The following is a 25,758-nucleotide window of genomic DNA, read 5'->3' as shown; positions in this document are numbered from 1 at the left end:
CAGTAGGGGAAAGGAAAAAAGCCTACTGCCTATTCCCTATTGCCTACTCCCTTCCGGTCTGTCCTCGGTGCCGCAGATAATGGTCGGCGATTGCGCAGGCAACCATCGCCTCGCCGATCGGTACGGCGCGAATGCCCACACACGGATCATGGCGGCCCTTGGTCATCACTTCGACGTCGTTGCCGTCCTTGTCGATCGACTTCCGGGGCGTCAGGATTGAAGACGTCGGCTTGACGGCGAAGCGGGCGATGATCGCCTGGCCGGTCGAGATGCCGCCAAGGATGCCGCCGGCATTGTTGGACAGGAACACCGGCTGGCCGTCATTGCCGATGCGCATCTCGTCGGCATTCTGTTCGCCGGTGATGCGGGCGGCCTCGAAGCCGTTGCCGATCTCGACGCCCTTGACGGCGTTGATCGACATCAGGCCTGACGCGATATCCTGGTCGAGCTTTGCGTAGATCGGCGCGCCGAGGCCGGCCGGAACGCCGTCGGCGACGATCTCGATCACGGCGCCGACGGAGGAACCCGCCTTGCGGATGCCGTCGAGATAGCTCGTGAAAACGGGAACGGACGCCGGATCCGGCGTGAAGAACGGATTGTCCGCGTCGCCAATGAAATTCCAGTTCCAGTTGGCGCGGTCGATCGACTTCTCGCCCATCGATACCAGTGCACCGCGCACCACCATGCCCGGCACGACCTTGCGGGCGAGGGCTCCGGCAGCGACCCGAGCCGCGGTCTCGCGCGCCGAGGATCGGCCGCCGCCGCGATAGTCGCGCACGCCGTATTTGACGTCATAGGTGTAGTCCGCATGGCCCGGCCTGTACTGGCGGGCGATCTCTCCATAGTCCTTCGAGCGCTGGTCGACATTCTCGATCAGCATGGAGATCGGCGTACCTGTCGCGATCATCGTCTCGCCGTCATCGTCAAGGATGAAGCCCGACAGCACCTTCACTTCGTCAGGCTCACGGCGCTGCGTGACGAAGCGCGACTGGCCGGGCCGGCGCTTGTCGAGTTCGGCCTGGATTTCGTCACGCGTGAAGCGGATGCCGGGTGGGCAGCCGTCGACCACGCAGCCCAATGCGGCCCCATGGCTTTCGCCCCAGGTGGTGACGCGGAAAAGATGGCCGAACGTGTTGTGAGACATCGCAAAGTGCCTTGCCCGGCATCGGAGCCGACTGAAGCCTGCCTTCTATTGGCGTTTTCCACAGGGGTCAAACCGTGATCTTCGGATTTAGTTTTGACACATTCGATTGGTTTCTGCTCTGCTCCATTCGCCGTTGAGGATCCGCCGCTACCCATGCCGGCGCAATACCAAAGAGGACGATGATGCGTACCCTGATTGGCGCTGTTGCCGCCACATTCCTGCTTTGCACCGCCGCTTTCGCCGGGCAGACCGAAGGCCTGATCAAGAAGATCGACAAGGACGCGCTGACCCTGACGCTGGACGACGGCAAATCCTACAAGCTGAACGCGGAAACCGATCTCGACGCGCTGAAGCCCGGCATGGACATCGTCATCGCCTATGACGTGACCAATGGCGAAAACGTGGTCACCGATATGCAGTTGCCTGACAGCGACTCCGACTAGGCTTCCAATGCAAATCGGCTGTTCGGCGTTTGTTGAGCCGTTACAGCCGTTTTATGCACCCCGCAACCGGCAGCCAGCATGAGCCTTCCTGGATCGTGCCGGGTCCCTACAGCCACCCCAGGCTGTCGCCTTCCAGCTTGAGCACGCGGTCCTGCGGTATCGCCAGCTTCGCCGCATCGTTCTCGGCCATGTCAAGCACGAAGCGAAACAAGGTGCGCATGACCCCGCCATGCGTCACGCAGACTGTCTGGCGCTCGAGCGCGTCGAACCACGGCTTTACCCGTTCGAGCAGCATCTGGTAGCTCTCGGCATCTTTGCCCGGCGGCTGAAAGTTCCATTTGTCCAGCGCACGCGTCCTGCTCGCACCCGGAAATTGCGTCTCCAGCTCGGCAAAGGTGAAACCCTGCCAATCGCCGAAATTCACTTCAACAAGGCGGGGGTCGGTCCCATAGGCAGCCGGGTCGAGCTTCATGGCGGCGCGAATGCGCTCCATGGTCTCGCGCGTGCGCCGCATCGGGCTGGCGACGAAATCGAACTCTGCGGGATTGGAGATCAGGTCAGCCAGCCGATGCCCGTTTGCGCTCGCCTGCTCGCGGCCGAGCGCGTTGATGTCGGTATCGGCCTGCCCCTGAAGCCGGAATTCGGCATTCCACGCGGTCTGGCCGTGGCGCACGATATAAACCAGCGGGTACATCAGGTCTTCCGGAGGTCGGGCCAGGGCCTGGGCGGAGGATAGGCGGAGGGAGTTAATCCTTGACCGTCGAAATATCGGGTGCGTCAACCGCCTTCATGCCGACGACGTGATAGCCGGAATCGACATGATGCACTTCGCCGGTGACGCCGCGCGACAGGTCGGACAGGAAATAGACGCCGGAATCGCCGACCTCTTCCTGGGTGACCGTCTGCTTCAGCGGCGAATTGTATTCGTTCCACTTCAGGATGTAGCGGAAGTCACCGATGCCGGAAGCGGCCAGCGTCTTGATCGGGCCCGCCGAGATCGCGTTGACGCGGATCTTCTTGGCCCCGAGATCGACGGCGAGGTAGCGCACGCTGGCCTCGAGTGCGGCCTTGGCGACGCCCATGACGTTGTAATGCGGCATCACCTTTTCGGCGCCGTAATAGGTCAGCGTCAAAAGCGAACCGCCATCGGTCATCAGCGCCTCGGCGCGCTTGGCGATGGTGGTGAAGGAATAGACCGAAATGTCCATCGTGCGCAGGAAATTATCGCGCGTCGTCTCGACATAGCGGCCGGTCAGTTCGTCCTTGTCGGAAAAAGCGATGGCATGGACGAGGAAGTCGAGCTTGCCCCAATGATTGGCGACATTGGCGAAAACCTCGTCGAGGCTCGCCGGATCAGTTACATCGCAATGGCCGGCGACAAAGGCGCCGAGTTCCGCGGCCAGTGGCTCGACCCGCTTCTTGAACGCTTCACCCTGATAGGTCAGCGCGATCTCGGCGCCGTGGTCGACGCATGCCTTGGCGATGCCGTAGGCGATCGACCTGTTGTTGGCGACGCCGAGGATCAGGCCGCGTTTGCCGGCCATCAGGCCCTGTCCACCCGCCATATGCGTGCTCTCCGCAAGATTTCTTATTTGTGGAGAGCCCTATCGCACAGGCACAGAGCCCCTTCAAGCGCTCAAACGGGACAGTTCGGGGACAAGAGCCGCCAATCAGCCTTTTTGGCTGCGCAACAGCCCTTCGAGCGCGCTGTCGCCGCCTTCTGGCAGCATGATGCGCACATGGGCGTAGAGATCACCGTGGCCGCCGGCCTTTTCCGGCAGGCCCCTGCCCTTCAGGCGCAGGACCTTGTCCGAACTCGACCAGGCGGGAACGTTGACCGCGAGCTTGCCGGTCGGCGTTTCGACGGCCACCTTGGCGCCAAGCACGGCATCGGCCAGCCCCACCGGCAAATCGGCATGCAGGTCGCGGCCCTCCAGGCGGTAGCGCGGATGCCGGCGGAAGCGGATCTTGACCAACGCGTCGCCGGGCTGGCCCGGCCCTTGCTCGCCCTGCCCCTTCAGCCGGATGGTCTGCCCGTCCTCGACATAGGCCGGCAGCTTGACCGCCACCTTGCGGCCGTCAGGGAACATCGCCGTGACCTTTTCAGCGTTCGCCGCTTCCTCGATGGTAATGTCGAGCGTGACATTGAGGTCGGGGGCGGTTGCCGGCTGGCGGCGGTCACCCATTCCTGCCCCGCTTTGGCCGGGGCCGCGCGAGCCGGAGAAGACGTCGCCAAAAATCTGGCTGAAGATATCGCTGTTGCCATCGAACGGATCGCCGCCAGGGCGTCCGGAGCGGAACTCGAATCGCGAACCGCCGGCTCCCTGCTGCTGGCGGCGAAAACCGCCGAAGGGGTCACCGCCACCGGGGGCGCCCTCGAAGCCCTGGAAACGCGGCTTGCCGTCGGCGTCGATCTCGCCGCGATCGAAAGCGGCGCGGGTCTTCTCGTCGCCGACGATCTCATAGGCCTGATTGGCCGCGGCAAAACGGTCCTTCGCCTTGGGATCATTCGGATTCTGGTCCGGATGATGCTTCTTGGCGAGTTTGCGGTACGCCGATTTTATGTCCTTGGCCGATGCGTTCTTTGCAACGCCCAGCACCTCATAGGGGTCGCGCATGCTTCCTGCCCTGGAGAAAGAGTGAGTCCATAGTCGCCTCTTATATGCGCTCGCATAGGAAGAAATTCCAGTGCTGGACGTTATTTCAGAGGTGGAAGATCAAAGCGCCCTGAAGTCCTGCATACGCCAGCCGCCGGCGCTGGCCAGGCAAAGTTCGCCCGCGAACATGGCAACGCCGTCAAAGCTTTCGCGCGAAGCCTTGAAGCGGCGGCAGGTCTGACCCCCGTCCTTCAATTCCGCCAGTTCGGTGATGGAGCCGCGCGAACCCGTACCGGCATTGGCCCACGGCACGGCTTGACCGCCGAGCTGCTCGATGTCGGCGGAGGACACCGCGTTGCCGATCGTCGTCTGGTCGGAATCGCGGTCCGAATCGGCCGACGCGGCTGGAGCCGAAATGCTGCCGGTCAGGATCGAGCGATCGACCTCGGCTTTTTGCAGGCTGAAGCCGCCCGCGCCACATGCGGCAAGCGGCAAGGCAATCATCACGATCGCGGCTTTGGCGCTGGCTGAAGCAAATAGGCTGCCTTGCCTGCTGTCAAAAGCTTGCGCGATACGCGACAATCGGCAACCTCCCCTGTTTGATGAAAATTTGAGAAAAACTATGAGTGAGACTGAGTTAACAAGCGGTGACTTTACCGAGGCCGCCGAGCCGTTTCGCCTTTTTGCCGCATGGCTGGACGACGCCACCAAAAGCGAAATGAACGACCCCAACGGCGTGGCGTTGGCAACCGTCGATGCCGAGGGCATGCCGGATGTGCGGATGGTGCTGCTCAAGGGGTTCGATGAGAGCGGCTTTGTGTTCTACACGAATTTCGAAAGCGCCAAGGGCCGGGAGATCCTAGGCAGCATGAAGGCGGCGATGTGCTTCCACTGGAAATCGCTGCGCCGCCAGGTGCGCGTGCGCGGGCCGGTGGAGATCGTCAGCGATGCCGAAGCCGACGCCTATTACGCGACACGGCCGCGCGGCAGCCGCATCGGCGCCTGGGCCTCGAAACAGTCGCGGCCGCTTGAAAGCCGGTTCGCGCTGGAAAAGGCGGTGGCCGAATACACGGCCCGCTACGCCATCGGCGAGATTCCGCGCCCAAAACACTGGTCGGGTTTCCGCATCGTGCCGAAGACGATCGAGTTCTGGCACGACAGACCGTTTCGGCTGCATGACCGCGTGGTGTTTTCGCGCAATGCCGGGGGCGGTTGGGAGAAGACGCGGCTTTATCCCTGAGTTTGTAAACTAGCGCCGACATCCTCACTGCGCCTAGCCCGGGCTGGCCAGTGGCGACCGAGGCACGCGGGATAGGTCGGCGCTCCACCCCACCCGACCCTGCGGGCCGACCTCCCCATCTAAGGGAGGCGGGGGCCGAACTATTTTTTTCTGGTCATGAGTGCCGTCAGTGCAGCGCGGGCTTCGTCCGATTTCAGCCGCTCGCGAAAATGCTCGCTTTCCACGTTGATGCGGGCGACGAGGTCCTCGCGAGAGCCGCGCATCAGGTCGCGCGCGATCCTGAGCGCCTGCGGCGGCTTGGCGGCGATCTGGCCGGCGGCCGCCAGAACCGACGCCTCCAGCGCTCCTTCCTCGACCACTTCGTAGATCAGGCCAGCGGCCTTGGCGCGTTCGGCCGAGAAGCCTTCGCCAAGGCCGAGCAGCGCGAACGCGCCCTGCTGGCCCAGGATGCGCGGCGCCAGCAGGCTCGATCCCGCTTCGGGCACAAGGCCGAGGTCGACGAAGGGTGTCCTGAACACGGTGCGCGGCGTGGCGAAGGTCAGGTCGCAGTGCAAATTGAGCGTGGTGCCGATGCCGACCGCGATGCCGTCGACACCGGAGACGATGGGTTTTGCGACCCTGGCCAGCGCCATCAGGAAATCCCAGACTTCCGTGCCGCCTTCGCCGCCAGTGGCGACGACCATGAAATCGGCGAGGTCGTTGCCGGAGGAGAAGGCACCGGGCACGCCGAGAAAGACATGGACGCGAATTGCCGGATCCGCATCCCCTTCGGCCAAGGTTTGCGACATCTTGGCGTACATGGCGCGCGTCAGCGCGTTCTTCTTGTCCGGGCGGTTTATGCGGATGATCTGGATGGCGCCCTGGCACTCGACGAGGATATGGTCTGTCACGGTTCTTTCCTTGTGAACGTCAGGCGGAAATCAATGTCTTGCCGGCAGCGGCGAGGCTTGCGGCGCCGTCGACAACGCGCTCCTTCAAGGCACTTGTCTCGCCGAGCAGGTTTTCGGCGAAAAAGCGGCAAAGGGCGACGCGGCCGTGATCGGCAACGGCGCCCCGCGCCAAGTAGGCGCCGCCGGCTGCAAGCGAGACCAGCCGGAGATAGGGTGTCGCGCCGGCAAGCGCCTCGCCAGTCCGGCCATCGGCCGACAGTTTTTGCAGGAAACGTGTCGCTTGCGTCAGATCGTCGAGCCCGCGGTCGAGAGCATCGGCCGTATGGCCAAACCCTTCGAGATTTGATGTCCGCACGGCGCTGGCGACAGCGGCAAGCTCGGCGATGAAGCCGTGCACATGCTCGCCGCCGCCGAGCGGCAGTTTTCGGGTCACCAGATCGATCGCCTGGATGCCGTTGGTGCCCTCGTAGATCGGCGCGATGCGGGCGTCGCGATAGAGTGCCGCAGCCCCCGTCTCCTCGATGAAACCCATGCCGCCATGGACCTGGACGCCAAGCGAGGCGACCTCGACGCCGATATCGGTCGAAAAAGCCTTGGCAAGCGGCGTCAACAGGTTGGCCCGGTCGCGCCAATGCGCCGCCTGGTCACCAGACGATACGCGCGCCAGGTCGATGGCATGGGCACAGGAATAGCTGATCGCCCGCGCGATCTGCGTCAGCGCCTTCATGGTCAGGAGATTGCGCTGCACGTCGGGGTGATGGACGATCGGCGCCATGCCGGCGCCGGCGTAATCCGCCGCCTTGCCCTGGCGGCGCTCATTGGCATAGGCGATCGCCTTCTGGGTCGCGGCTTCCGCGACCGCCACGCCCTGCATCCCGACGGCGAGGCGGGCATTGTTCATCATGGTGAACATGCAGGCCAGCCCCTTGTTCTCCTCGCCGATCAGCCATCCGATGGCGCCGGGCTTGGCGCCCTGAAAACCGTCGCCATAGATCATGGTGCAGGTCGGCGAGGCATGGATGCCGAGCTTGTGCTCGAGGCCCGAACAGAAGACGTCGTTGCGTGCGCCAGGCGAGCCGTCCGCGCCGACCAGGAATTTCGGCACCAGGAAGAGCGAGATGCCGCGCGTGCCCGCAGGCGCGTCAGGCAGCCGCGCCAGTACCAGATGGACGATATTGTCGGTGAGATCATGCTCGCCATAGGTGATGAATATCTTCTGGCCGAAGATGCGGTAGGTGCCGTCGCGGGCCGGTTCGGCGCGCGTGCGCAAGGCAGCGAGGTCCGAGCCGGCCTGCGGCTCAGTCAGGTTCATCGTGCCCATCCACTCGCCGGAGACGAGCTTTGCGAGATACTTGGCCTTGAGCTCTTCCGAAGCGTGCTTGTCGAGCGCCTCGACCGCACCCATGGTCAGCGTCGGGCCAATGCCGAAGGCCATGGCGGCGGAATTCCACATTTCGAGCGCGGCGACGCCGAGCATGGTCGGAAGCGCCTGCCCGCCATATCCTTCCGGGCCGGAGAGCGCGTTCCAGCCGCCGTCGATCCAGCGGCGATAAAGTTCCTTCCAGCCCGGCGGCATGGTCACTGCCGCGTCCTTCAGCACCGCGCCATGCTCGTCGCCAATCTTGTAGAGCGGCGCGACCTCTTCGGTGGCGAAGCGGCCGGCCTCGCTAAGAACGGCGTCGACGAGATCCTCGCCGAGATCGCCGAACGTGCCGTCATCGAGGGCAGGCTTCAGGCCGGCCACATGCTTGAGGGTGAACGCGATGTCCTCGACCGGTGCCAGATACATGCCGCTCGCTCCTCCTGATGCATCGGCCAGGCTGATCCTAGGACCTGAGTGGGACCTGCTTGCCACACACCGTATTTCGCCTTTGGGCGATCGCCCATCTTCTTTTTACGTAAACGTCAAATTTTGTCACGCTGATTTTGCAATCGCGCCGGCTCGTATTAAATGCGATGGACGCCGGGTCAAAATCGACCGGCAACAGACCAGAACCAGCCGACTGGAAACCAACTCATGCTTGCCAGACCTGACGCCTACCGTTGTATCGAGTGCGGCCTGCCCTACCGGGCGGCGGGGTTCTCATATCATCACGGTGAATTGGAAAACGGCGCCGCCTATTGGTCGGATCGCGGTATATTGTGCTCGCCGAAATGCTCGATCGCCCATCATCGCAAACGCGCGGCCGAAGGCACGCTGCCGCAACAGCCCGCGCCGGATCCGTTTGAAGTTCAGCCATTCGGCCGCGCTGACCGTCGCACTTGATATGTATTCCCGTACATACCGTGCTAGAGGTGATCGAAATGACAAACCAACTGACCCGTACCTCCCGTCTCGAAGCTCGGATATCCCCGGATATGCTGAGTGTGATGAAACGTGCCGCCGAAATCCAGGGCCGCAGCGTCAGCGACTTCGTGGTCTCCGCAGCGCAGGAAGCTGCACAACGCACCATTGAGGAGATCGCTATCATCCGCCTGTCCATCGAGGATCAGCTCGCTCTGGTAGAGGCCATTCTCAATCCGCCCGAACCTAATGAAGCGCTGCGCAAAGCCGCCGACGCCTACAAGCGAGTTGTCGTCGAATCCCGGTGAGTCTAGGCTTGATCATCGAGCCGCTGGGCGGATCGTATGATCGTAAGACATTCAGCTGTGGCGTGCTGGCACTCGGCCAATATCTACACGAGTTGGCAAGCCAGGACGTCAAACGCCGAGTTAGCAACTGCTTTGTCGCCGCGGACCGTGATGTCGATCTCATTGCCGGATACTACACTCTTGCAGCGTCAAATGTGCCCATCACTTCTCTGCCGGAAGACCTGACAAGACGCCTACCGCGTTACCCGGTCCTGCCCGCCATATTGATCGGAAGGTTGGCAGTTGATACCCGATATCAGGGAAAAAGAGTAGGATCGATACTGATCGTGGATGCACTTCGGCGCTGCGCCCAAGCTGCTCCTGCTTCCTTCGCACTGATCGTCGACGCAAAGGACGACATGGCCGCCGCCTTCTATTGCAAATATGGTTTCAGGCCATTTCAAGACCGGCGGTTGTCGCTGTTCCTATCAGTAGCGACGGCGTTGAAGCTGTTCGGCTGACGGACCGCATTGCCTTGAAAGCGAATCCTTAACCATAGCGGTCCAGGATTTGCCTTTGATCAACGGGGATTCCTGTTTGAAGAGAACGGCGCATCTTCTTCGCCGCCCAGCGATCGCTCTCGCGGCGATGATGGCGCTGACACCGGCGGCAAGGGCCTCGGATTTCTCCGAGCCGTGGAAAAGTGCCGACCGGGCGCTTGTCGTCGATGCCTACGAATACAATTCCATCGACTGGGCGCAGCTTGCCACGGACAAGCGCGTCGTCGGCTTCATCAACAAAGCCTCCGACGGCATGTCGCCGCCCTATTCCTGCTCCGGAGACGATACCGAGGTCAAACTCTGCAAGGCACTGTGGAAACGCCATGCGGTGACGCGCGAACTGTTCCAGACGCGCAAGGTGGTCGCCAAGGCGCTCGGCCTGAAATGGGGCGCCTATCACCTCGCCCGCCCCGGCAATCCAGTCGAGCAGGCCAATAATTTCCTTGATTTCGCTGATCCCGCGCCGGACGACCTCATGGCCCTCGACATCGAAGGCATCGATCCCGCGCAATGGATGTCGCTCGACGACGCCGAGGCGTTCGTGCGCCAGGTGCATCGGCGCATCGGCCGCTTCCCGGTACTCTACACCAATGGCAAGACCGCCCAGTATATCGCCGACAACAGCTACAAATACCGGCTGCTGTCGCGGCTGCCGCTCTGGTATGCCCGCTACAAGCCTGACATCGACGTGCATTTTCCCATCGGCAACTGGCAAGGCTATGCGCTCTGGCAGTTTTCGGCCCAGGCCAATTGCGGCCGCTTCCGTTGCCCCTACAGGGTAGCCGGGACGCCGGACGACATCGACGTCAACGTCGCGCCGACAAATGCCGCCACGCTGCGCCAGCAATGGCCGTTCGGCGGGCTGATCGACGTGCCGGCGGATTATCTCGCCAGCGTACCGGTGCCGCTCTCGCGCGAAGCCGCTTTGGCCGGCAAGACCACTCTCATCTACGCCGATGTGGCGACGCCACCGAGTTTCGGGGAAATGGTCGCGGTGCTTGGTTCGCGCTGGTCGAAATTCCGCGACGGGTTCCGCATGCCTGTCGTGAAGACGGTGCCGCGGCGGCCGATCTTCGGCATCGTCCAATATGTCTCCTGGAAGCGCACCGGGCAGCGTACCCCCGCGCAACTCGACGCCGCCTTCGCTGCGGCGGCGGACCCGGTGAGCACCGCTTCTACCGAACCCGACCGCGGCAAACGCTGAATTTGTGCGACCGGATGCTTGCGGTCAGCTTGCTCCTGCCGCTTCGCGCGCCACGGCCTGCCAGCCAATGTCGCGGCGGCAGAAGCCCTGCGGCCAGTCGATACGGTCGAGCGCGGCATAGGCCTTCTCCTGCGCCTCGCCGACAGTCGCGCCGACCGCGGTGACGTTCAAGACGCGACCGCCATTGGCGACCAGCGCACCGCCATTGATGGCGGTGCCGGCATGGAAAATCTGGGCGCCTTCGCTGGCAGCCTCATCGAGCCCGCGAATGACCGAGCCTTTTTCGGGCGTGCCGGGATAGCCTCTCGCGGCCATGACGACGGTCAGTGCCGCCTCGTCGCTCCAGCGCGCCGACATGTGCGCGAGTTGGCCATCGACGGCGGCATTGAGCAGCACCAGCAGGTCGTCCTTCAGCCGCATCATCAGCACCTGGCATTCGGGGTCGCCGAAGCGGGTGTTGTATTCGATCAGCTTCGGCCCTTTGTCCGTAATCATCAGCCCGGCGAAGAGAATGCCGGCGAACGGTGCACCTGTTGCAGCCATGCCGCGCATGGTCGGTTCGACGATCTCGCGCATGGTGCGCTCCACCATCTGGGGCGTCATCACCGGGGCCGGCGAATAGGCGCCCATGCCGCCTGTGTTGGGGCCGACATCGCCATCGCCGACGCGCTTGTGATCCTGCGCGGTGCCGAAGGGCAGTGCTGTAGTGCCGTCGCACAGGCAGAAGAAGCTGGCCTCCTCGCCGGTCAGAAACTCCTCGACCACGACTTCCGCACCGGCGGTGCCGAAAGAACCGTCGAAACAGGCGTCGAGCGCGGCCAGCGCCTCATCCATCGTCATTGCGACAGTGACGCCCTTGCCCGCGGCAAGGCCGTCGGCCTTGATGACGATCGGCGTGCCCATCTTCTCGACATAGGCCTTGGCCGATGCCAGGTCCGCGAAACGGCCATAGGCGGCGGTGGGGATATCGTATCTGGCGCAAAGATCCTTGGTGAAGCCCTTCGATCCTTCGAGCCGCGCCGCCGCTCGCGACGGGCCAAAGACGCGGATGCCCCAGCCACGCAGATCGTCTGATATGCCGGCCACCAGCGGCCCTTCCGGCCCGACCACGACGAGGCCGATTTCTCTGTCCTTGCAGAAGGCGGCGATAGCGGAATGATCGGCGATGTCGAGCTTGACCAGCTCTGCCTCGCGGCCGATGCCAGGATTGCCGGGCGCGGCATAGAGCTTGGTGAGCAACGGCGACGCGGCGATCTTCCAGGCGAGCGCATGTTCGCGGCCGCCGGAGCCGAGAAGAAGAACGTTCATGGCCACCTCTTGATGCCTGTAATCTTCCAAAGAACCCGCTATTGCTCTCTGGACGACGGGTCAAGGCATCCGGGCGCTTTGATCGGAATTGCGCACGGGAACGTTACCCCTGCCCGAAAATCGGCGGCGGAGACCGTCGCCGATTTTCTGGAAAGCGCTTCAGCTCTGGAAAACGATCGGGAACCAGTCCTCGCGCAGCTTCTGCCCCGGCTGCATGCCATGGCCATGATAGGGCGGCGAGGTGCGCCCCGGCCGTTCGACATAGTGGGCGTCGTCGCCGACCCAGCGCAGCGAAAGCGCCCGCCGCCGCGCCGCAGTGAGGTTGCCGCGTGCGCCATGCGCTGTCCTGAAATCGAACAGGATAGCATCGCCCGGCTCCATTTCCCATTCAAGCACCTCCAGCGAGGAGTCCGTGTCTGGATCCGGCACCGGCAGGTAGTCACCCTCGTCGCCATAGAAATTGCTGTCGTCGAGCCAGCGCACCGGCAGGATCATCTTGTCCCATTTGTGCGACCCGGCAATCAGCCGCAGCGTTGCCTCCTTTACAGGGTCGATAGGGATCCAGAAGCTCACTGTCTGCCGGCCGTCGACAAAATAATAGGGGATGTCCTGATGCCAGGGCGTCGGCTTCTGCGTGCCCGGTTCCTTGACCAGGACATGATCGTGGAAGAACTGCGCCGTGCGCGACCGCATCACCGCGGCCGCCAGTTCGGCCGCCGGCGATTCGCGCACCAGCTTGACGAATTCGGGAATGCGTTCCCAGTTGCAGTAGTCGTCGAAGAAGCTGCCTCGCCCATTGGCGACATCCGACGCGGTGGCGCTGCGGTTTTGCATGTTCCGCTCGATGCCGGCGGCAATCGTATCTACCCAGTCCTTGAAAGCGCCGCGGATGCAGACGGCGCCGTCGCGCTGGTAATCCTCAATCGACTTCGCATCGATCAAGCCTGTGTCGATCGCGCGAGGTGCGGTCTGGAAAGCCATGGCGTTCTCCTTTCAGGGATCGATGCCACTATCGCAAGCCACATTCATTCAGTAAAATAATAACTTCTCATCCGTCATATAGGGTTACTCTATGAGCTTGACCCTCACGCAATTGCGCTACCTGGTTGCCGTCGCTCGCCACGGCAGCGTTACCGGCGCGGCCAGGTCGCTGAACGTCTCACAGCCGTCCATTTCGGTGGCGATCGACGCGGTCGAACAGGATTTCGGCCAGAAACTCTTCGTGCGCCAGCGCGGAAGCGGCGTTTCGCTGACATCCTTCGGCCGCGCCGTGGTGACCAAGGCGAAACAGGTCCTTGCCGAGACGGACGAGCTCATCGGTCTCGGCTCGCGCAAGTCGGCGCTCGGGGGCGAACTGGTGCTCGGATGCTTCGAAGATCTGGCGCCTTATTTCGCGCCGGCCCTGATCCGCGCCTTCTCGGAACGCCATCCTGAGGTTGCAGTGATCGTGCGCGACGAGACCTTCGAGACGCTCGGGCGGCGCCTCGGCGATGCCGCCGTCGACCTCGGGCTCACCTATGATCTTGGGCTGCCTTCGCATTTCGCCCGCATCCTGCTGCATGAGCTCAGGCCGCACGCGCTTTTGCCGGCTGGACACGCGCTGGCGGATCGTCCCGATGTCAGCCTGGCCGATCTGGCCGCCTATCCGCTGATCACGACGGACCAGCCGCATAGCTGGCAGCACATGCTGGACCTGTTCCGCAGCCGTGGCCTGTCGCCGGTCGCCGACAGGCAGACAAGCTCGTTCGAACTCCAGCGCAGCATGGTGGCCAACGGCTTCGGCGTCGCCGTCAGCTACACGAGGCCGCATGGCGACCGCAGCTATGACGGCTTGCCTCTCGTCTGCAAACCGCTTTCCGATCCGCTGCCCATGCAGCGCATCATCCTCACCCATGACACGCATCAGCGCCTGCCCAATGCCGTGCTGGCCTTCATCGACGTGGCAAAGGGCTGGTTCTCCACCCGCGACATCTTCGCCTCCTGAAGCGCTGACGAATGCCACTGCCCTGCTCGCCGCTTGACGGTTTGCGCGGCTGCTGCCACTCCATCGTCATGGAAACGGTTCAGTCGAAAGCAGCCCAGGGCCGCGTCGCCGACGCGCCGAACGGCCATTGGGTCTACCGCGTGCTGCCGCGGCCGATATGGCCCTACGCACAGCTTGCCCGATGGGACCGGCCGATCGGCTGGCAGTTGCTTTTGTGGCCGTGCTGGTGGTCCGCGGCTCTCGCGGCCAGCGCCTACCCGCGCCCGGGCGATCCGCTGCTTTCACTGCTGCCGGCGCCCTTGTATCTCGTGCTGTTCCTGGCCGGCGCCATCGCCATGCGCGGCGCCGGCTGCACCTACAACGACTTGGCTGACGAAGACATCGACAATCAGGTCGAGCGCACGCGCTCGCGGCCGCTTCCGTCGGGCAAGGTCACGCGGCGTGGGGCGTGGCTGTTTGTCATCCTGCAGGCACTGGTCGGACTTGCCGTGCTCTTGCAGTTCAACAGCTTCGCCGTCCTGCTCGGCGTCTGCTCGCTGGCCATCGTCGCCATCTATCCATTCATGAAGCGGATCACCAACTGGCCGCAACTGGTTCTCGGCCTTGCCTTTTCCTGGGGCGCGCTGATGGGATGGGCGGTTGAGTTCGGCGACCTCGACGGGCCGGCCGTCATGCTCTATCTCGGCTCGATCCTGTGGGTGATCGGCTACGACACGATCTATGCGCACCAGGACAAGGAAGACGACGCCGTCGTCGGCGTACGCTCGACCGCGCGCCTGTTCGGCGACAATACCAAGTCGTGGCTGGCCGGGCTTTACGGCGGCGCGCTTGTCTGCTTCGCCATCGCCTTCGCGTCAGCGCAGGCCCCTGTCGTGGCTCTGGCCGGACTTATCGCCGCCGGCGCCCACATGGCGCGGCAGATCCTGGTGCTGGATATCGACAATCCGGATCAATGCCTGCGGCTGTTCAGGTCGAACAACCAGGTCGGCTGGCTGATCTTCCTCGGCCTCATCGGCGGCGCGCTGTGGGTGGCGCTGAAGCCACTGGTGTAGTTTTCTTTTCCTTCTCCCCGTTTACGGAGAGAAGGTGGCGCTAGCCGGCGCCAGCCTTCCAGACAGAATTTCAGCCTATTCGCGCGCGATGATCTCCTCGCCGCCGATCACCAGCCTGAGACCGAGGTCACCCGCCCTGCGGCGGGCGAGGAAGCGCGGGCGGCGCATGGTCGAAACGCGGCCCTTGCGGCGGTCCTGCGGCGGCAGCGTCTTGATGGCGGCGCCGAGCGATTCCTCCAGCGTGCGGGCGATGCCGTCCGATTCGATCAACAGCATCGGCAGGCGATAGGCGTCGGCCCAGGCGCGCCAGTCGGCGGCGACGTCGTCGAGATCGTCGGCCACCAGCAGCGGCACCGACAGCATCGGATCATTGTGCAGGAGTTCCAAAGTCACCGTGACGTTACCTTCCGGGTCCTCCATCGCGCGGGCGGCAACGCCGCGGAACGCATTGGCGGGCAGAGCGATGATCGCCGGTACGCCGCTCATCTCGAGCAGGCGGCGGATCACGGCGCCACGGTGGTCGATGGTGAAGGTCACGTCGCCATAGTCGTCGCGCGTGGCGTAGCTTACCACCTGCGGCAGGCGGAATGGGTCGAGGCGCATGTTGCGTCCCGCCCAGACTGGCTTCAGTCCAGTGTTCATTGAATGCCTTCCTGTTTCTCCTGAGAGCCGGTGTCCGGTTCTCTCCGGGCCAGTTTTCCCGGCCTCGTTATGGGGAAACAGTAGCGCGGCCTCCTTACCGCCGCGCTTAAGAAAGTCGGTTAAATTTTGCTGATCACGGGGATGGTTATCGGAATGCGACCGAGCGCTTGAATCCGAAAGGATCAGATAACCTTACCAGGATTCATGATGCCGGCCGGGTCGAAGGCCTGCTTGACCCTGCGCATCAGGTCGATCGCCATCGGCGGGGCGGTGGCGATCAGTTCGTCCCGCTTCAACTGGCCGATGCCGTGCTCGGCCGAGATCGAGCCGTGGAAGGAGCGCACGACGTCGTGCACGGCCTTGTTCATGGGGTGGTAGAGATCGAGAAACGCCTGGTCGTCGCCGTCGATGGGCCGCGAGATGTTATAGTGGAGATTGCCGTCGCCCATATGGCCGAAGCAGACCACGCGCGCTCCGGGGCTGACCGAAGCCACCGCGCCGGCGGCCTCTTCGATGAAACGTGGGATCGATGCCACCGGGACCGAAATGTCATGCTTGATCGAGGCGCCCTCGGGCTTCTGCGCGTCGGGCAGCACCTCGCGAAAATTCCAGAAGGCATCGCCTTGCGCAAGGCTGGCCGCGATCACCGCATCGCCGACGATTTCCTGTTCCAGCCCGGCCCCGAGCACGTCCTCGATCAAGGCCCTGGCATCTTCTGGTGAACGGCCGGACGAGATCTGCATCAGCACATACCACGGCCAATCCTGCGCCAGCGGCCGCACCACGCCCTGGGCATGCGCCAGCGTGAAATCGTAGGGCCGCTTGCCGATCAGTTCGAAGGCGGTGAGCGCGGCGCCGGCGCGGTCCGTCGCCAGGCTGAACAGCGACAGCGCCGCCTCGGCCGACGGCAGGCCGACGAACGCGACCTCGCGACCTTTCGGCTTCGGGAACAGTTTCAGCACGGCGGCGGTGATGATGCCGAGCGTGCCTTCGGCGCCGACGAACAGGTTCTTGAGGTCGTAGCCGGTATTGTCCTTCTTCAGCTTGCGCAGATCGTCGAACACTTCGCCGGTCGGCAACACCACCTCGACGCCGAGGCAGAGCTCGCGTGCATTGCCATAGGCCAGCACGCCGGTGCCGCCGGCATTGGAGGAAAGATTGCCGCCGATCTGGCAGGAGCCCTGCGCGGCCAGCGACAGCGGAAACAGCCGGTCTGCGGCATCGGCCGCTTCCTGCAACGTCTGCAAGATGACGCCGGCCTCCGCCGTCACGGTGTTGGACAAGACATCGATCTCGCGGATGCGGTTCAGCCGCGACAGGGACAGCACGATCTCGCGGCCGGAGTTGTCCGGCACCTGGGCGCCGACCAGCCCGGTATTGCCGCTTTGCGGCACGACCGGCGTTGCCGTCTCGGTCGCCAGCCGCATGATCCGGCTGACCTCCTCCACACTGCCTGGCCGCAGCACAAGCGATGTCGCGCCATGCCACAGCCCGCGCCGTTCGGTGATGTAGGGTGCTATATCGCGCTGGTCGCGCAGCGCGTATTTCTCACCGACGATCGCCGCGAAGCGGTCGATGAGAGCGGTGTCGGGAATCTCGGCGATGTCGGTCATGTGCGCGAAACTATGTTGGCGGCAAGCTATTGTCACGCGGCGCGGCGGCCCGCGAAAGCCGATCGTTGATCGCTTCGCCGAGCCCGTCGAAGGGAACGGGTTCCACGGCGATGGTCCGCGCGCCGCTGCGATCGAGTTGCTGCATGTAGGCGAAAAGATTGCTCGCCGCTTCGCGCAGGTCGCCAGCCTCGGACAGATTGAGGCAGGCGGCCGCGTTTTGCCAGCCTTCGGCGCGACGTTTGCCGAAGGCCAGCAGCGCCTCGCCTTCGCCGACGGTCCCGGCGTTGAGCCGCACCGCGGCGTCAGGCGCATAGTGCGAGGCAAGCATGCCCGGCGCCTCGACACCGGCGTCGGCGCCGCGCAACAACTCCATGCCGACGACCGCCTCGATTTCCTGGGCGGCAATCCCGCCGGGCCTCAGCAGACGCAATTTTCCCTCTTCGGCCTTGACGATGGTCGATTCCAGCCCGACCGGCGTCGCCCCGCCATCGACGACCAGCTTTATGCGTGCGCCGAGATCAGCCGCCACGGCTTGCGCCGTCGTCGCGCTGATCCTGCCGGAGGAATTGGCGCTGGGGGCCGCAAGCGGCCGGCCGAGCCTTGCAATCAGGTCGCCGCCAAAGCCCCTCGGCATGCGCAAGGCGATCGTGTCGAGCCCGGCGGTGACCAAAGGATGGGTGCCGTTGCCGGGCCGCTGCGGCAGCACCAGCGTCAAAGGACCTGGCCAGAACGCAAGCGCCAATTTCCTCGACAGCGGATCGAACACAGCGATGCGCTCGGCCATCTCCATATCGGCGATATGGGCGATCAGAGGGTTGAAGCGCGGCCGCCCCTTGGCCTCGAAGATGCGCGCCACGCCGATGCCGTTGGTGGCGTCGCCGGCGAGCCCATAGACGGTCTCGGTCGGAATGGCGACCACCTCGCCGCTTTCAAGCAGCGCCAATGCCCGTTCCATCGCCTCGCCGACGGCAAGAATTTCAGCCACTCTGGTCACCTCACGAATGCCGGCTGCGTAGTACGATGGCGTCCAAGGGGCAAGCCCGGCCCTTGGCGATTTAACAATCCCTAAAATGCTACGGTTCCGCGAAAGCCGGCATCAATTCCGACCCGCTATCGTGGGGCTTCCGGGTAATGGGGAGCTTTCATCGTGTCTGTGCGTATTTGGGGAACGCTGGGTGTCACTCTGGCGGCGATGGCCGGCGGGGCCCAGGCCTCGTCACTGGTCTTTCCCGGAGCGCCGTCCGCAACGCCGTCCATTGTCACGCTGGAGGCAGCCGACGCTGCCCAGGCAGGCGATACGCGGTCGGTCACCGCACTCGGCGACCCTGACGTCACCTATGAAAAGGTGGCGGCGATCCCGAACGCGCCTGAGGCGCGGCACGGCTTCCTGCAAAACCCGATGATCATTCGCGGCGGTATCGTCGGCAGCGCCTTCTCGACGCCCACGCAGGCCAAGGTGCCGGCCACTGCCCCTGCAACCGCCACCGCTTCGACGGCACCGGCGGCGAATGGGCAGAAGACCCCGGCGACATCACCGGCAGCCGCGCCGGCGGCGGCAGCGCAGCAGCCCGTCCCTGGAGTCGGCAAGCTCAAGTAGCGGCTGTCTTGACGTCGGTCCGGCGTCCGGCACCATTGCCGGACAGGCCGCTTTTGCGCCGTGGACGAGTGTCGCCGCCTGAAGTCTCTAGCCCGCGATCTTGGAGAAATCCGCAACCTGGTCGGTGGCCGCGCGGATGCGGGCGAGCAGCGCCAATCGATTGGCGCGCACGGCCTGATCCTCATCATTCACGAGAACGCGTTCAAAGAATGAATCAACCGGTTCGCGCAAAACGCTAAGCGCCAGCATGGCGGCGGAAAAGTCTTCGTTTTGAATCGCTTCGCCGGCTTGCTTCTCGGCCTGATTCACCGCCGCGAACAGCGATTTCTCGGCATCCTCGCGGAACAGCGCGGGCTCGACGGTTTCGGCGATCGCCGTTTTCTTCTTCTCCTCGGCAGCCAAAATATTGGCCGCGCGCTTGGTGCCGGCAAGCAGGTTCTTGCCGTTCTCGGTGTCGAGGAAAGTGCCGAGCGCCTCGACGCGGCGTACGATCTGCAGCAGGTCATCCGACTGCGGCGTGATGACAGCGTCGATCAGGTCGTGGCGAGCGCCCTGATCGCGCAGGTAGACTTTCAGGCGGTCGTGGAAGAAGGCGAGGAGGTCTCGGACCTGATCCGTACTGCCAACCGTGTAATTCATGGAGGCGCTGCCGAAGATCGTCGTCAGCCCCAGTCGAATGCGGTTCTCGACCAAAATCCTCACCACGCCGAGCGCAGCGCGGCGCAGCGCGTAAGGATCCTTCGAGCCGGTCGGTTTTTCATCGATGGCCCAGAAGCCGACAAGCGTATCCAGCTTGTCGGCGAGCGCGACGGCGATCGACACCGGATCGCTCGGCACGTAATCGGACGGCCCCTGCGGTTTGTAGTGCTCTTCGATGGCTGCCGCCACGGACGGATGCTCGCCCTGGAGCAACGCGTATTTGCGGCCCATGGCGCCCTGCAATTCGGGAAACTCGCCGACCACTTCGGTGGTCAGATCGGCCTTGGCGAGAACCGCGGCGCGAGCGGCGAGCGCGGGATCGGCGCCGACGAGCGGCGCCAGTTCCTCCGCCAATCGCCTGATCCGCTCCACGCGCGCGCCCTGCGTGCCAAGCTTGGCATGGAAGGTCACATTGAGGTGGTCGAGGCGCGCGATGCGCTGGTCGAGAGGCTTCTTCAGGTCAAGCCCGAACTTTCTCGCCGACGCCTCGAGCTCGGCGAGATCGGGCAGATCGCCCTGGTCGGTCGTCCAGAAATAGAGCGCGTCGGAGAGGCGCGCGCGCACCACCTTGCCGTTGCCCTGGGCGATCTCCTTGCCGCCGTCGCTCGCCTCGATGTTGGCGGTGAGGATGAAGCGGTTGGAAAGTTCGCTGATCTCCCCCCTTGAGGGGGAGATGCCCGGCAGGGCAGAGGGGGTCGTCTCATGTGGAGCGCCGGCGTCCTCTGTGTGCGAAAGGGAGTCGCGTCCCGTCGTGCCGACCCCCTCTGTCGGCTTCGCCGACATCTCCCCCTCGAGGGGGGAGATTGGGCGCGATGTCACAAAGCACTTCTGGTTGGCGCGGATGGTCAGGCGGATCACCTCGGCCGGAATGGCCAGGAAAGCGTCTTCGAACGCGCCCATCAGCACGACAGGCCATTCCACCAGCCCGGACACCTCTTCCAGAAGCCCCTCGTCCTCGACCAGATCCAGCCCGTTGGCGAAAGCGAGGTTGCGGGCATCGGCAAGGATGATCTCCTTGCGCCGGTCGGCGTCGAGCACGACCTTGGCCGCTTCCAGCTTGCTTACATAATCGTCGAAGCGGCGCACGGTGATTTCGCCGGGCGCGTGAAAGCGGTGGCCGTAAGTGACATTGCCCGAACGGATGCCGTCGATCTCGAAATCGACCACGACCGGCTCCTCGGTTTCCGGACCGAAGGTGCACAGGATCGATTGCAGCGGCCGCACCCAGCGCAGCGAGCCGGGCTTGGCCGAGGCCGGCCCCCAACGCATCGATTTCGGCCACGGGAAATTGCGGATGATGTCAGGCACCAGTCCGGCGATGATCTCTTCCGCCGCCCTGCCCGGCTTCGAGACATGGGCGACGTAGAAATCGCCTTTCTTCGGGTCGGAATGGACGTGTGCCTCGGCGACCGAGGAAAGCCCGGCCTTGCGCAGGAAGCCCTGGACCGCCTGTTCCGGCGCCGTCGTCGACGGCCCCTTGATCTCCTCGCGGATATCCTTCGAGCGCGCGGTCAGGCCCCTGATGTCGAGCGCCAGTCGCCGCGGTGTCCAGTACTCGCGCGCCGCCTCGTAGGTCAGCCCTGCCTCGACCAGGCCGTCGGTCAGCATCTTCCTCAGATCGCCCGCCGCCTTGCGCTGCATGCGGGCCGGGATTTCCTCGGAGCGAAGTTCGAGCAAAAGATCCGGCATCAGAGTGTCTCCGCCCGCATGCCATTTTCCTGTTCGCGCGTCCTCGCGCCTCCGGCGCTGCGGGCGCGCGGCTGGGCCGGGATTTCCTCGGAGCGAAGTTCTAGAAGCAGGTCAGGCATGGATAGCTCCTCACCCTCCCCTCGATGGGGAGGGTCGGCGCGTCAGCGCCGGGGTGGGGTGGCGGCGTCTCAATCTCAAGCGCCTTCGGCGTCTGACGGGCGAAGGTCTGATTTTCGTTCTTCCACCGCCGCATAGATCGTATCGAGCACGGAATCCAGTTCGTTTTTGATTTCGTGGTTCCAGAAGCGGATGACACGATAGCCCTGACTTTCGAACCATTTTGTCCGAATTTCGTCGTGTCGTTGCTGACGATCGAAACTGTGGTGAGCGCCGTCCACCTCGATGATCAGCTTCAGGCGGTGCGAGATGAAATCAGGGAAGTAAATACCGACCGACGCCTGCTTGCGAAATGAGTGCCTTTCCACCGGGATGCGCCATAGGTGCCGCCACAAGATGCGTTCTTCGTCGGTCATCGCCGCACGAAGCCGTTGCGCCGACCGCAGTTTGAACCGATCGAGTTTCGGCATGAGAAGTCGCGCTGTCACCCCCACCCGCCGCTTCGCGGCGACCTCCCCCATCCAGGGGGAGGTAAAGAGGCCATAGCAACTCGGCTGGCCGCTGTCACCCTTTCCAGAAATTTTGGGCGTCCTGTCGGGACGGGATGATCCCACCCGTCCTTGGATCAAAGATTTCCATGAACCGAACGCAGCGCTGAAGCGACCCACGCTCAGGCAGAGAGCTATTGGCTGAACGACCATGAAAACGGTATCCAGACTTTTGCAAATCCTGGCGCTCAGCGCCTGCTTCACCGCTCAGGCCCATGGCGCCTTCTCGATGCCGGGCGTGCGCCAAGCATTGCGCATTATAGCCGGCCCGAGCGGCCAGATTCTATCGCCGATCAACGTTTCCCTCGAATTGATGAGGGAGGGTGCCTGAACTCACGCCGCCAACCCACCTGCCTGCGTCTTCAGGAACGCCTCGCCGCAGGCTTTCGCCAGATTGCGCACCCGCAGGATGTAGCTCTGCCGTTCGGTGACCGAAATTACGCCACGCGCGTCGAGCAGGTTGAAGACATGGCTGGCCTTGATGCACTGGTCATAGGCGGGAAAGACCATGCGATGCATCGGCAGATTGTCGTTCGATGCCGGCGCGCCGGCGTCGAGCAACGCCTTGCACTCGGCCTCGGCGTCCTCGAAATGCCTGAGCAGCATCGCCGTGTTGGCGTACTCGAAATTGTGGCGCGAATATTCCTGTTCGGCCTGCAGGAAGACATCGCCATATGTCACCTTGTCGGCGCCTTCGCGGCCGTTGAAGTTGAGGTCGTAGACATTGTCCACGCCCTGCACATACATGGCCAACCGCTCCAACCCGTAGGTCAGCTCGCCAGCCACCGGTGCGCATTCGATGCCGCAGACCTGCTGGAAATAGGTGAACTGCGAAACCTCCATGCCATCGCACCAGCATTCCCAGCCCAAGCCCCAGGCGCCCAGAGTCGGGCTTTCCCAGTCGTCCTCGACGAAACGGATGTCATGCAGCAGCGGGTCGACGCCGATCGCCGCCAGCGAGCCGAGATAGAGTTCCTGCAGGTTCGGCGGGTTTGGCTTCAGGATCACCTGATACTGATAATAGTGCTGCAGCCGGTTGGGGTTCTCGCCGTAGCGGCCGTCCTTGGGACGGCGCGAAGGCTGGACGTAGGCGGCGTTCCAGCGCCTCGGTCCAAGCGCCCGCAGCGTCGTGGCCGGATGGAAGGTGCCGGCACCGACCTCCATGTCGTAGGGCTGGAGGATCACGCAGCCATAGTCCGCCCAGTAATTGTGCAGAGTCAGGATCAGCCCCTGAAAGGAGCGGCTGGGATGCATATGGGCGGGGATTTCAATCGTCACGGTGGCCTCGGCTGCAAGGGCTGACTTGCGGCCCCGTCCTAGAGACACGGCGGCGAAGCGTCAAGCAAGGCGCGGGCGTCGCGAGGCATGTCGAAAGCTTTGCGAGCGGCTGGCCCATTGCCGGCGATGAGCACGTGCCTTCTGGTGAACGCTCACAACTCCGTCTCGCCAGACAACAGGTCAGCCATGCCCAACTCCATCACCGTCCGCCCGGTCACGCGCCAGGATTTCGCGCAATGGCTGCCGCTGTGGGACGGCTACAACGCGTTTTACGGGCGCTCGGGCGAGACGGCGCTGGCAAGCGAGATCACCGCCATGACATGGTCGCGCTTCTTCGACGCCTATGAGCCGATGCATGCGCTGGTTGCCGAAAGTGAAGGACGGCTCGTCGGCCTCGTGCACTACCTCTTCCACCGCAGCACCACGGCGGTCGCGCCGAACTGCTATCTGCAGGATCTTTTCACCGACGAGACCTTGCGCGGCAAGGGCATCGGCCGGGCTCTCATCGAGGGCGTCTACGAGCGGGCGCAGGCGGCCGGTTCGGGCCGGGTCTACTGGCTGACGCACGAGACCAATCACACCGCCATGAAGCTCTACGACAGGATCGGCGAACGCTCGGGCTTCGTCGTCTACCGCAAGCTGTTCTGACACGGCTGCCAACGAAAACGGAGCCCGACAAGGGCCCCGTTCGCGAGCAACATCATTTCATCTTAGCCCTTCGGCGCAGCCGGTGCCGGCTTGACCTTGGGGGTTTCCTGCGCCGTGTTGGACTCGATCGGCGGCAGTCCCTTCATCAGCTTCTGCTGCAAGGCGGCAAGCACGTCGGGATCCGGCTTCAGGTCGCGCGCCTGGTTCCACTGGAAGGTGGCTTCCAGCTTGCGGCCGACGCGCCAATAGGCGTCGCCGAGATGGTCGTTCAGCACCGGATCTTCCGGCTTCAGCGACACCGCGCGTTCCATTTCGCGCACCGCGTCATCGTACCTGCCGAGGCGGAAATAGGCCCAGCCCAGCGAGTCGACGATGTAACCGTCGCTCGGCCTGAGATCGACGGCCTTCTGTATCATCGCCAGGCCTTCCTTCAGGTTCATATTCATGTCGACCCAGGAATAGCCGAGATAGTTCAGCACCTGCGGCTGGTCGGGCTGCAATTCCAGCGCCTTGCGGAAATTCGGCTCGGCCTTCGGCCATTCCTTCAGCCGCTCATAGGCGATGCCCCGCTGGTAGAAGATATTCCAGTTGGCGGCGGTCGGCGTCTTCAGCGCCTCGACGGCCTTGTCGTAGAGATTGGCGGCGGAACGGAAATCCTCCTTCGACGAATAGACCCCACCAAGCGCCAGATAGGCGCGCATGTCGTTGGGATGCTTATCGACGAAGGCCTTCAGATGCGTGATCGCCTCGTCATGGCGATCGAGATCGGCCAGGTTGAGGCCAAGCTGTAAGTCCGAAAGCTCCTTCAGCGGCGAGGTATCCGGTATCCGTCGGTAGAGCGCGATGGCCCCCTCGCCGTCCTTCAGCTGTTCGGAAACGGCGGCAAGCTGCACCAGGGCGGCATCGCTGTCGGGTTTCAGCGCCAGCGCATATTGCAGATAGAGCCTGACGAAAGGCTCACCGCCGCCGCGATTGAGCGCGGTTGCCAGATCGAGCAGTATCTCGGAGGCGCCGTCGGATGGGCCGGCTATGAAGGGCGGGATCTTGTCGCCCTTGCTGATCCTGTCGCGCAAGGCAACGATTTCCAGCTTGCCCGGCGAAAACGCCTCGGCCTGGTCGAGCACCGATACCGCCTTGGCCGTGTCGCCCTTGCGGGCCAGGAACGAGGCATAGGCCTGCGCATTGCGCATCCATGTTTCGGGAGCCGCGCTGCCAGCGGCGGTGTCCTGCATGGTCGCGGCGTAGATCGCGTCGGCCTTCTCAGGCATGTTGGACGCGTCGGCGATCAGTGCGCGGTGGAAGGATTTGAACAGGCCGAACCAGTCCGGCCCCTGCAGCTTGTCGATGGATGCCATCGCCTCGCTGGGGTCGCCGGCGCCCTCTTGGGCCCAGCCGGACATGACGCCGGAGATCAGCCGGTCGAGATCGGATTCCAGCGACAGCTTCAACCAATACTGCGCCTTGGAAAAATCCTTCTTGTGGAAGGAATCGACCGCCAGCGCCAGGCGCGAGAACCGTTCGACGTCGGGAACTTCCTTGAGCTTGTCGGCATAGACAAGGGATTCGTCGAAGCGGCCTTGCGCGATCAGCGACAGCATCAGGCTCTGCTGCAGGCCCGTATCGCTTGGATCGAAGGCCAGGGCCTGCTTGTAGTAGGCAATGGCATTATCCAGGTCGTTGTCACCCTCGGCGATCCGGGCAGCCAGATAGGCTCCCGAGAAAGATGTGATCTTCACCGGTTCGGTGGTCTGCTTGGCATAGGCCGGCAGCGCCGAAATCGCCATGCCCGTCACAAGTGCCAGCCTTGTCAGCCAGCGCACACGTCCCTGCTGCATCGTATCCCTTTCAGCCAGGCGCCATCTCCGCGTCAGCGGGATCGACGTAGATTCGATCTTTCGGAGAAAAGCATGGCCTTTTTGGGGTCACGCTTCAAT

General features: G+C 63.7%; 26 protein-coding genes. 10 read left to right on the top strand and 16 right to left on the bottom strand.

The features are described from left to right. Positions 1–43: 43 nt before the first annotated feature. Positions 44–1,144, bottom strand: coding sequence for a chorismate synthase (gene aroC, locus FJ426_RS05070; protein WP_140559376.1), 1,101 nt, complete (start codon positions 1,142–1,144; stop codon positions 44–46). A 182-nt stretch (positions 1,145–1,326) separates the two neighbouring features. Between aroC and FJ426_RS05065 the strand changes: the two genes are divergently transcribed. After that, positions 1,327–1,587: a DUF1344 domain-containing protein gene (locus tag FJ426_RS05065; RefSeq protein WP_140498049.1), complete on the top strand. Its 261-nt coding sequence runs from the start codon at positions 1,327–1,329 to the stop codon at positions 1,585–1,587. Positions 1,588–1,693: 106 nt separating this feature from the next. Here the strand turns inward: FJ426_RS05065 and FJ426_RS05060 are convergent, their stop codons facing one another. From FJ426_RS05060 to FJ426_RS05045, 4 genes are all read right to left on the bottom strand, one after another. Next, positions 1,694–2,281 carry a histidine phosphatase family protein gene (locus FJ426_RS05060; RefSeq protein WP_140559375.1) on the bottom strand — a complete coding sequence of 196 codons (588 nt, stop codon included), beginning with the start codon at positions 2,279–2,281 and terminating at the stop codon, positions 1,694–1,696. Between the two features lie 52 nt (positions 2,282–2,333). Continuing rightward, complete coding sequence (gene fabI / locus FJ426_RS05055; protein ID WP_140498045.1) at positions 2,334–3,152, bottom strand: enoyl-ACP reductase FabI; 819 nt, start codon at positions 3,150–3,152, stop codon at positions 2,334–2,336. 105 nt (positions 3,153–3,257) lie between these two features. After that, positions 3,258–4,205: a DnaJ C-terminal domain-containing protein gene (locus tag FJ426_RS05050; RefSeq protein WP_140559374.1), complete on the bottom strand. Its 948-nt coding sequence runs from the start codon at positions 4,203–4,205 to the stop codon at positions 3,258–3,260. A gap of 99 nt (positions 4,206–4,304) precedes the next feature. Then, positions 4,305–4,766, bottom strand: a complete 462-nt coding sequence (locus FJ426_RS05045; protein ID WP_140498041.1) for an RT0821/Lpp0805 family surface protein — start codon at positions 4,764–4,766, stop codon at positions 4,305–4,307. Between the two features lie 40 nt (positions 4,767–4,806). Here FJ426_RS05045 and pdxH point away from each other — a divergent pair, with 40 nt between their 5' ends. Next, positions 4,807–5,424 carry a pyridoxamine 5'-phosphate oxidase gene (gene pdxH, locus FJ426_RS05040; protein ID WP_140498039.1) on the top strand — a complete coding sequence of 206 codons (618 nt, stop codon included), beginning with the start codon at positions 4,807–4,809 and terminating at the stop codon, positions 5,422–5,424. 140 nt (positions 5,425–5,564) lie between these two features. Here the strand turns inward: pdxH and FJ426_RS05035 are convergent, their stop codons facing one another. Both FJ426_RS05035 and FJ426_RS05030 read right to left on the bottom strand, forming a co-directional pair. Next, a complete protein-coding gene (locus FJ426_RS05035; RefSeq protein WP_140559373.1) occupies positions 5,565–6,314 on the bottom strand; it encodes a crotonase/enoyl-CoA hydratase family protein in 750 nt (249 codons plus the stop codon). A 19-nt stretch (positions 6,315–6,333) separates the two neighbouring features. Next, positions 6,334–8,103 (bottom strand): acyl-CoA dehydrogenase, encoded by a 1,770-nt coding sequence (locus FJ426_RS05030; RefSeq protein WP_140559372.1) that lies wholly within the window; start codon positions 8,101–8,103, stop codon positions 6,334–6,336. A gap of 228 nt (positions 8,104–8,331) precedes the next feature. On the opposite strand from FJ426_RS05030, the gene FJ426_RS31700 reads away from it, so the two are divergent. From FJ426_RS31700 to FJ426_RS05010, 4 genes are all read left to right on the top strand, one after another. After that, a complete protein-coding gene (locus FJ426_RS31700) occupies positions 8,332–8,580 on the top strand; it encodes a hypothetical protein (RefSeq protein WP_140559371.1) in 249 nt (82 codons plus the stop codon). A 38-nt stretch (positions 8,581–8,618) separates the two neighbouring features. Further along, entirely contained in the window at positions 8,619–8,906 is a 288-nt protein-coding gene (locus FJ426_RS05020) for a DUF1778 domain-containing protein (protein ID WP_140514791.1), read from the top strand. A gap of 8 nt (positions 8,907–8,914) precedes the next feature. Continuing rightward, on the top strand, positions 8,915–9,406 hold the full coding sequence (locus FJ426_RS05015) for a GNAT family N-acetyltransferase (RefSeq protein WP_224684799.1): 492 nt from the start codon (positions 8,915–8,917) through the stop codon (positions 9,404–9,406). Between the two features lie 127 nt (positions 9,407–9,533). After that, positions 9,534–10,649: a glycoside hydrolase family 25 protein gene (locus tag FJ426_RS05010; protein ID WP_140559483.1), complete on the top strand. Its 1,116-nt coding sequence runs from the start codon at positions 9,534–9,536 to the stop codon at positions 10,647–10,649. 24 nt (positions 10,650–10,673) lie between these two features. Here FJ426_RS05010 and purD read toward each other — a convergent pair whose 3' ends face one another. Both purD and FJ426_RS05000 read right to left on the bottom strand, forming a co-directional pair. Then, positions 10,674–11,957 (bottom strand): phosphoribosylamine--glycine ligase, encoded by a 1,284-nt coding sequence (gene purD, locus FJ426_RS05005; RefSeq protein WP_140559370.1) that lies wholly within the window; start codon positions 11,955–11,957, stop codon positions 10,674–10,676. 159 nt (positions 11,958–12,116) lie between these two features. Next, complete coding sequence (locus FJ426_RS05000) at positions 12,117–12,938, bottom strand: phytanoyl-CoA dioxygenase family protein (RefSeq protein WP_140559369.1); 822 nt, start codon at positions 12,936–12,938, stop codon at positions 12,117–12,119. Positions 12,939–13,029: 91 nt separating this feature from the next. On the opposite strand from FJ426_RS05000, the gene FJ426_RS04995 reads away from it, so the two are divergent. Together FJ426_RS04995 and ubiA are read left to right on the top strand one after the other, a co-directional pair. Next, complete coding sequence (locus FJ426_RS04995; protein ID WP_140559368.1) at positions 13,030–13,941, top strand: LysR family transcriptional regulator; 912 nt, start codon at positions 13,030–13,032, stop codon at positions 13,939–13,941. Positions 13,942–14,009: 68 nt separating this feature from the next. Then, entirely contained in the window at positions 14,010–14,993 is a 984-nt protein-coding gene (gene ubiA, locus FJ426_RS04990) for a 4-hydroxybenzoate octaprenyltransferase (protein WP_181172724.1), read from the top strand. A gap of 75 nt (positions 14,994–15,068) precedes the next feature. Here ubiA and FJ426_RS04985 read toward each other — a convergent pair whose 3' ends face one another. The 3 genes from FJ426_RS04985 to FJ426_RS04975 form a co-directional block, all read right to left on the bottom strand. Continuing rightward, on the bottom strand, positions 15,069–15,635 hold the full coding sequence (locus FJ426_RS04985) for a DUF6101 family protein (protein ID WP_140498020.1): 567 nt from the start codon (positions 15,633–15,635) through the stop codon (positions 15,069–15,071). Between the two features lie 182 nt (positions 15,636–15,817). Then, positions 15,818–17,248, bottom strand: a complete 1,431-nt coding sequence (locus tag FJ426_RS04980; RefSeq protein WP_140559367.1) for an FAD-binding oxidoreductase — start codon at positions 17,246–17,248, stop codon at positions 15,818–15,820. Between the two features lie 10 nt (positions 17,249–17,258). Continuing rightward, positions 17,259–18,233 carry an L-threonylcarbamoyladenylate synthase gene (locus FJ426_RS04975; RefSeq protein WP_181172720.1) on the bottom strand — a complete coding sequence of 325 codons (975 nt, stop codon included), beginning with the start codon at positions 18,231–18,233 and terminating at the stop codon, positions 17,259–17,261. Between the two features lie 162 nt (positions 18,234–18,395). On the opposite strand from FJ426_RS04975, the gene FJ426_RS04970 reads away from it, so the two are divergent. Then, positions 18,396–18,845 (top strand): hypothetical protein, encoded by a 450-nt coding sequence (locus tag FJ426_RS04970; RefSeq protein ID WP_140559365.1) that lies wholly within the window; start codon positions 18,396–18,398, stop codon positions 18,843–18,845. Positions 18,846–18,932: 87 nt separating this feature from the next. Here the strand turns inward: FJ426_RS04970 and glyS are convergent, their stop codons facing one another. The 3 genes from glyS to FJ426_RS04950 all read right to left on the bottom strand — a co-directional run bounded on the left by glyS (position 18,933) and on the right by FJ426_RS04950 (position 23,152). Then, a complete protein-coding gene (glyS, locus tag FJ426_RS04965; RefSeq protein ID WP_140558229.1) occupies positions 18,933–21,233 on the bottom strand; it encodes a glycine--tRNA ligase subunit beta in 2,301 nt (766 codons plus the stop codon). Positions 21,234–21,427: 194 nt separating this feature from the next. Next, positions 21,428–22,102 (bottom strand): DUF559 domain-containing protein, encoded by a 675-nt coding sequence (locus FJ426_RS31695; RefSeq protein ID WP_246675492.1) that lies wholly within the window; start codon positions 22,100–22,102, stop codon positions 21,428–21,430. Between the two features lie 129 nt (positions 22,103–22,231). Then, entirely contained in the window at positions 22,232–23,152 is a 921-nt protein-coding gene (locus tag FJ426_RS04950) for a glycine--tRNA ligase subunit alpha (protein WP_181172723.1), read from the bottom strand. A gap of 210 nt (positions 23,153–23,362) precedes the next feature. Here FJ426_RS04950 and FJ426_RS04945 point away from each other — a divergent pair, with 210 nt between their 5' ends. Further along, a complete protein-coding gene (locus FJ426_RS04945; protein WP_140559362.1) occupies positions 23,363–23,824 on the top strand; it encodes a GNAT family N-acetyltransferase in 462 nt (153 codons plus the stop codon). A 62-nt stretch (positions 23,825–23,886) separates the two neighbouring features. Here FJ426_RS04945 and FJ426_RS04940 read toward each other — a convergent pair whose 3' ends face one another. Continuing rightward, a complete protein-coding gene (locus FJ426_RS04940; protein ID WP_140559361.1) occupies positions 23,887–25,659 on the bottom strand; it encodes a tetratricopeptide repeat protein in 1,773 nt (590 codons plus the stop codon). Positions 25,660–25,758: the final 99 nt, after the last annotated feature.

Source organism: Mesorhizobium sp. B2-6-4 (assembly GCF_006441495.1).
Classification (GTDB): Bacteria; Pseudomonadota; Alphaproteobacteria; order Rhizobiales; family Rhizobiaceae; genus Mesorhizobium.
This window is presented reverse-complemented; position numbering and strand designations above follow the sequence as displayed.

Coding starts and splice junctions, on each gene's coding strand:
- FJ426_RS31700 (WP_140559371.1), top strand. CDS start 8,332: ATGCTTGCCAGACCTGACGCCTACCGTTGTATCGAGTGCGGCCTGCCC.
- FJ426_RS05060 (WP_140559375.1), bottom strand. CDS start 2,281: ATGTACCCGCTGGTTTATATCGTGCGCCACGGCCAGACCGCGTGGAAT.
- purD (WP_140559370.1), bottom strand. CDS start 11,957: ATGAACGTTCTTCTTCTCGGCTCCGGCGGCCGCGAACATGCGCTCGCC.
- FJ426_RS05050 (WP_140559374.1), bottom strand. CDS start 4,205: ATGCGCGACCCCTATGAGGTGCTGGGCGTTGCAAAGAACGCATCGGCC.
- pdxH (WP_140498039.1), top strand. CDS start 4,807: ATGAGTGAGACTGAGTTAACAAGCGGTGACTTTACCGAGGCCGCCGAG.
- FJ426_RS04995 (WP_140559368.1), top strand. CDS start 13,030: ATGAGCTTGACCCTCACGCAATTGCGCTACCTGGTTGCCGTCGCTCGC.
- FJ426_RS04940 (WP_140559361.1), bottom strand. CDS start 25,659: ATGCAGCAGGGACGTGTGCGCTGGCTGACAAGGCTGGCACTTGTGACG.
- FJ426_RS05020 (WP_140514791.1), top strand. CDS start 8,619: ATGACAAACCAACTGACCCGTACCTCCCGTCTCGAAGCTCGGATATCC.
- FJ426_RS04980 (WP_140559367.1), bottom strand. CDS start 17,248: ATGACCGACATCGCCGAGATTCCCGACACCGCTCTCATCGACCGCTTC.
- FJ426_RS04985 (WP_140498020.1), bottom strand. CDS start 15,635: ATGAACACTGGACTGAAGCCAGTCTGGGCGGGACGCAACATGCGCCTC.
- FJ426_RS05000 (WP_140559369.1), bottom strand. CDS start 12,938: ATGGCTTTCCAGACCGCACCTCGCGCGATCGACACAGGCTTGATCGAT.
- aroC (WP_140559376.1), bottom strand. CDS start 1,144: ATGTCTCACAACACGTTCGGCCATCTTTTCCGCGTCACCACCTGGGGC.
- FJ426_RS04950 (WP_181172723.1), bottom strand. CDS start 23,152: ATGCATCCCAGCCGCTCCTTTCAGGGGCTGATCCTGACTCTGCACAAT.
- fabI (WP_140498045.1), bottom strand. CDS start 3,152: ATGGCGGGTGGACAGGGCCTGATGGCCGGCAAACGCGGCCTGATCCTC.
- FJ426_RS04945 (WP_140559362.1), top strand. CDS start 23,363: ATGCCCAACTCCATCACCGTCCGCCCGGTCACGCGCCAGGATTTCGCG.
- glyS (WP_140558229.1), bottom strand. CDS start 21,233: ATGCCGGATCTTTTGCTCGAACTTCGCTCCGAGGAAATCCCGGCCCGC.
- FJ426_RS05030 (WP_140559372.1), bottom strand. CDS start 8,103: ATGTATCTGGCACCGGTCGAGGACATCGCGTTCACCCTCAAGCATGTG.
- FJ426_RS05065 (WP_140498049.1), top strand. CDS start 1,327: ATGCGTACCCTGATTGGCGCTGTTGCCGCCACATTCCTGCTTTGCACC.
- ubiA (WP_181172724.1), top strand. CDS start 14,010: ATGGAAACGGTTCAGTCGAAAGCAGCCCAGGGCCGCGTCGCCGACGCG.
- FJ426_RS05010 (WP_140559483.1), top strand. CDS start 9,534: ATGATGGCGCTGACACCGGCGGCAAGGGCCTCGGATTTCTCCGAGCCG.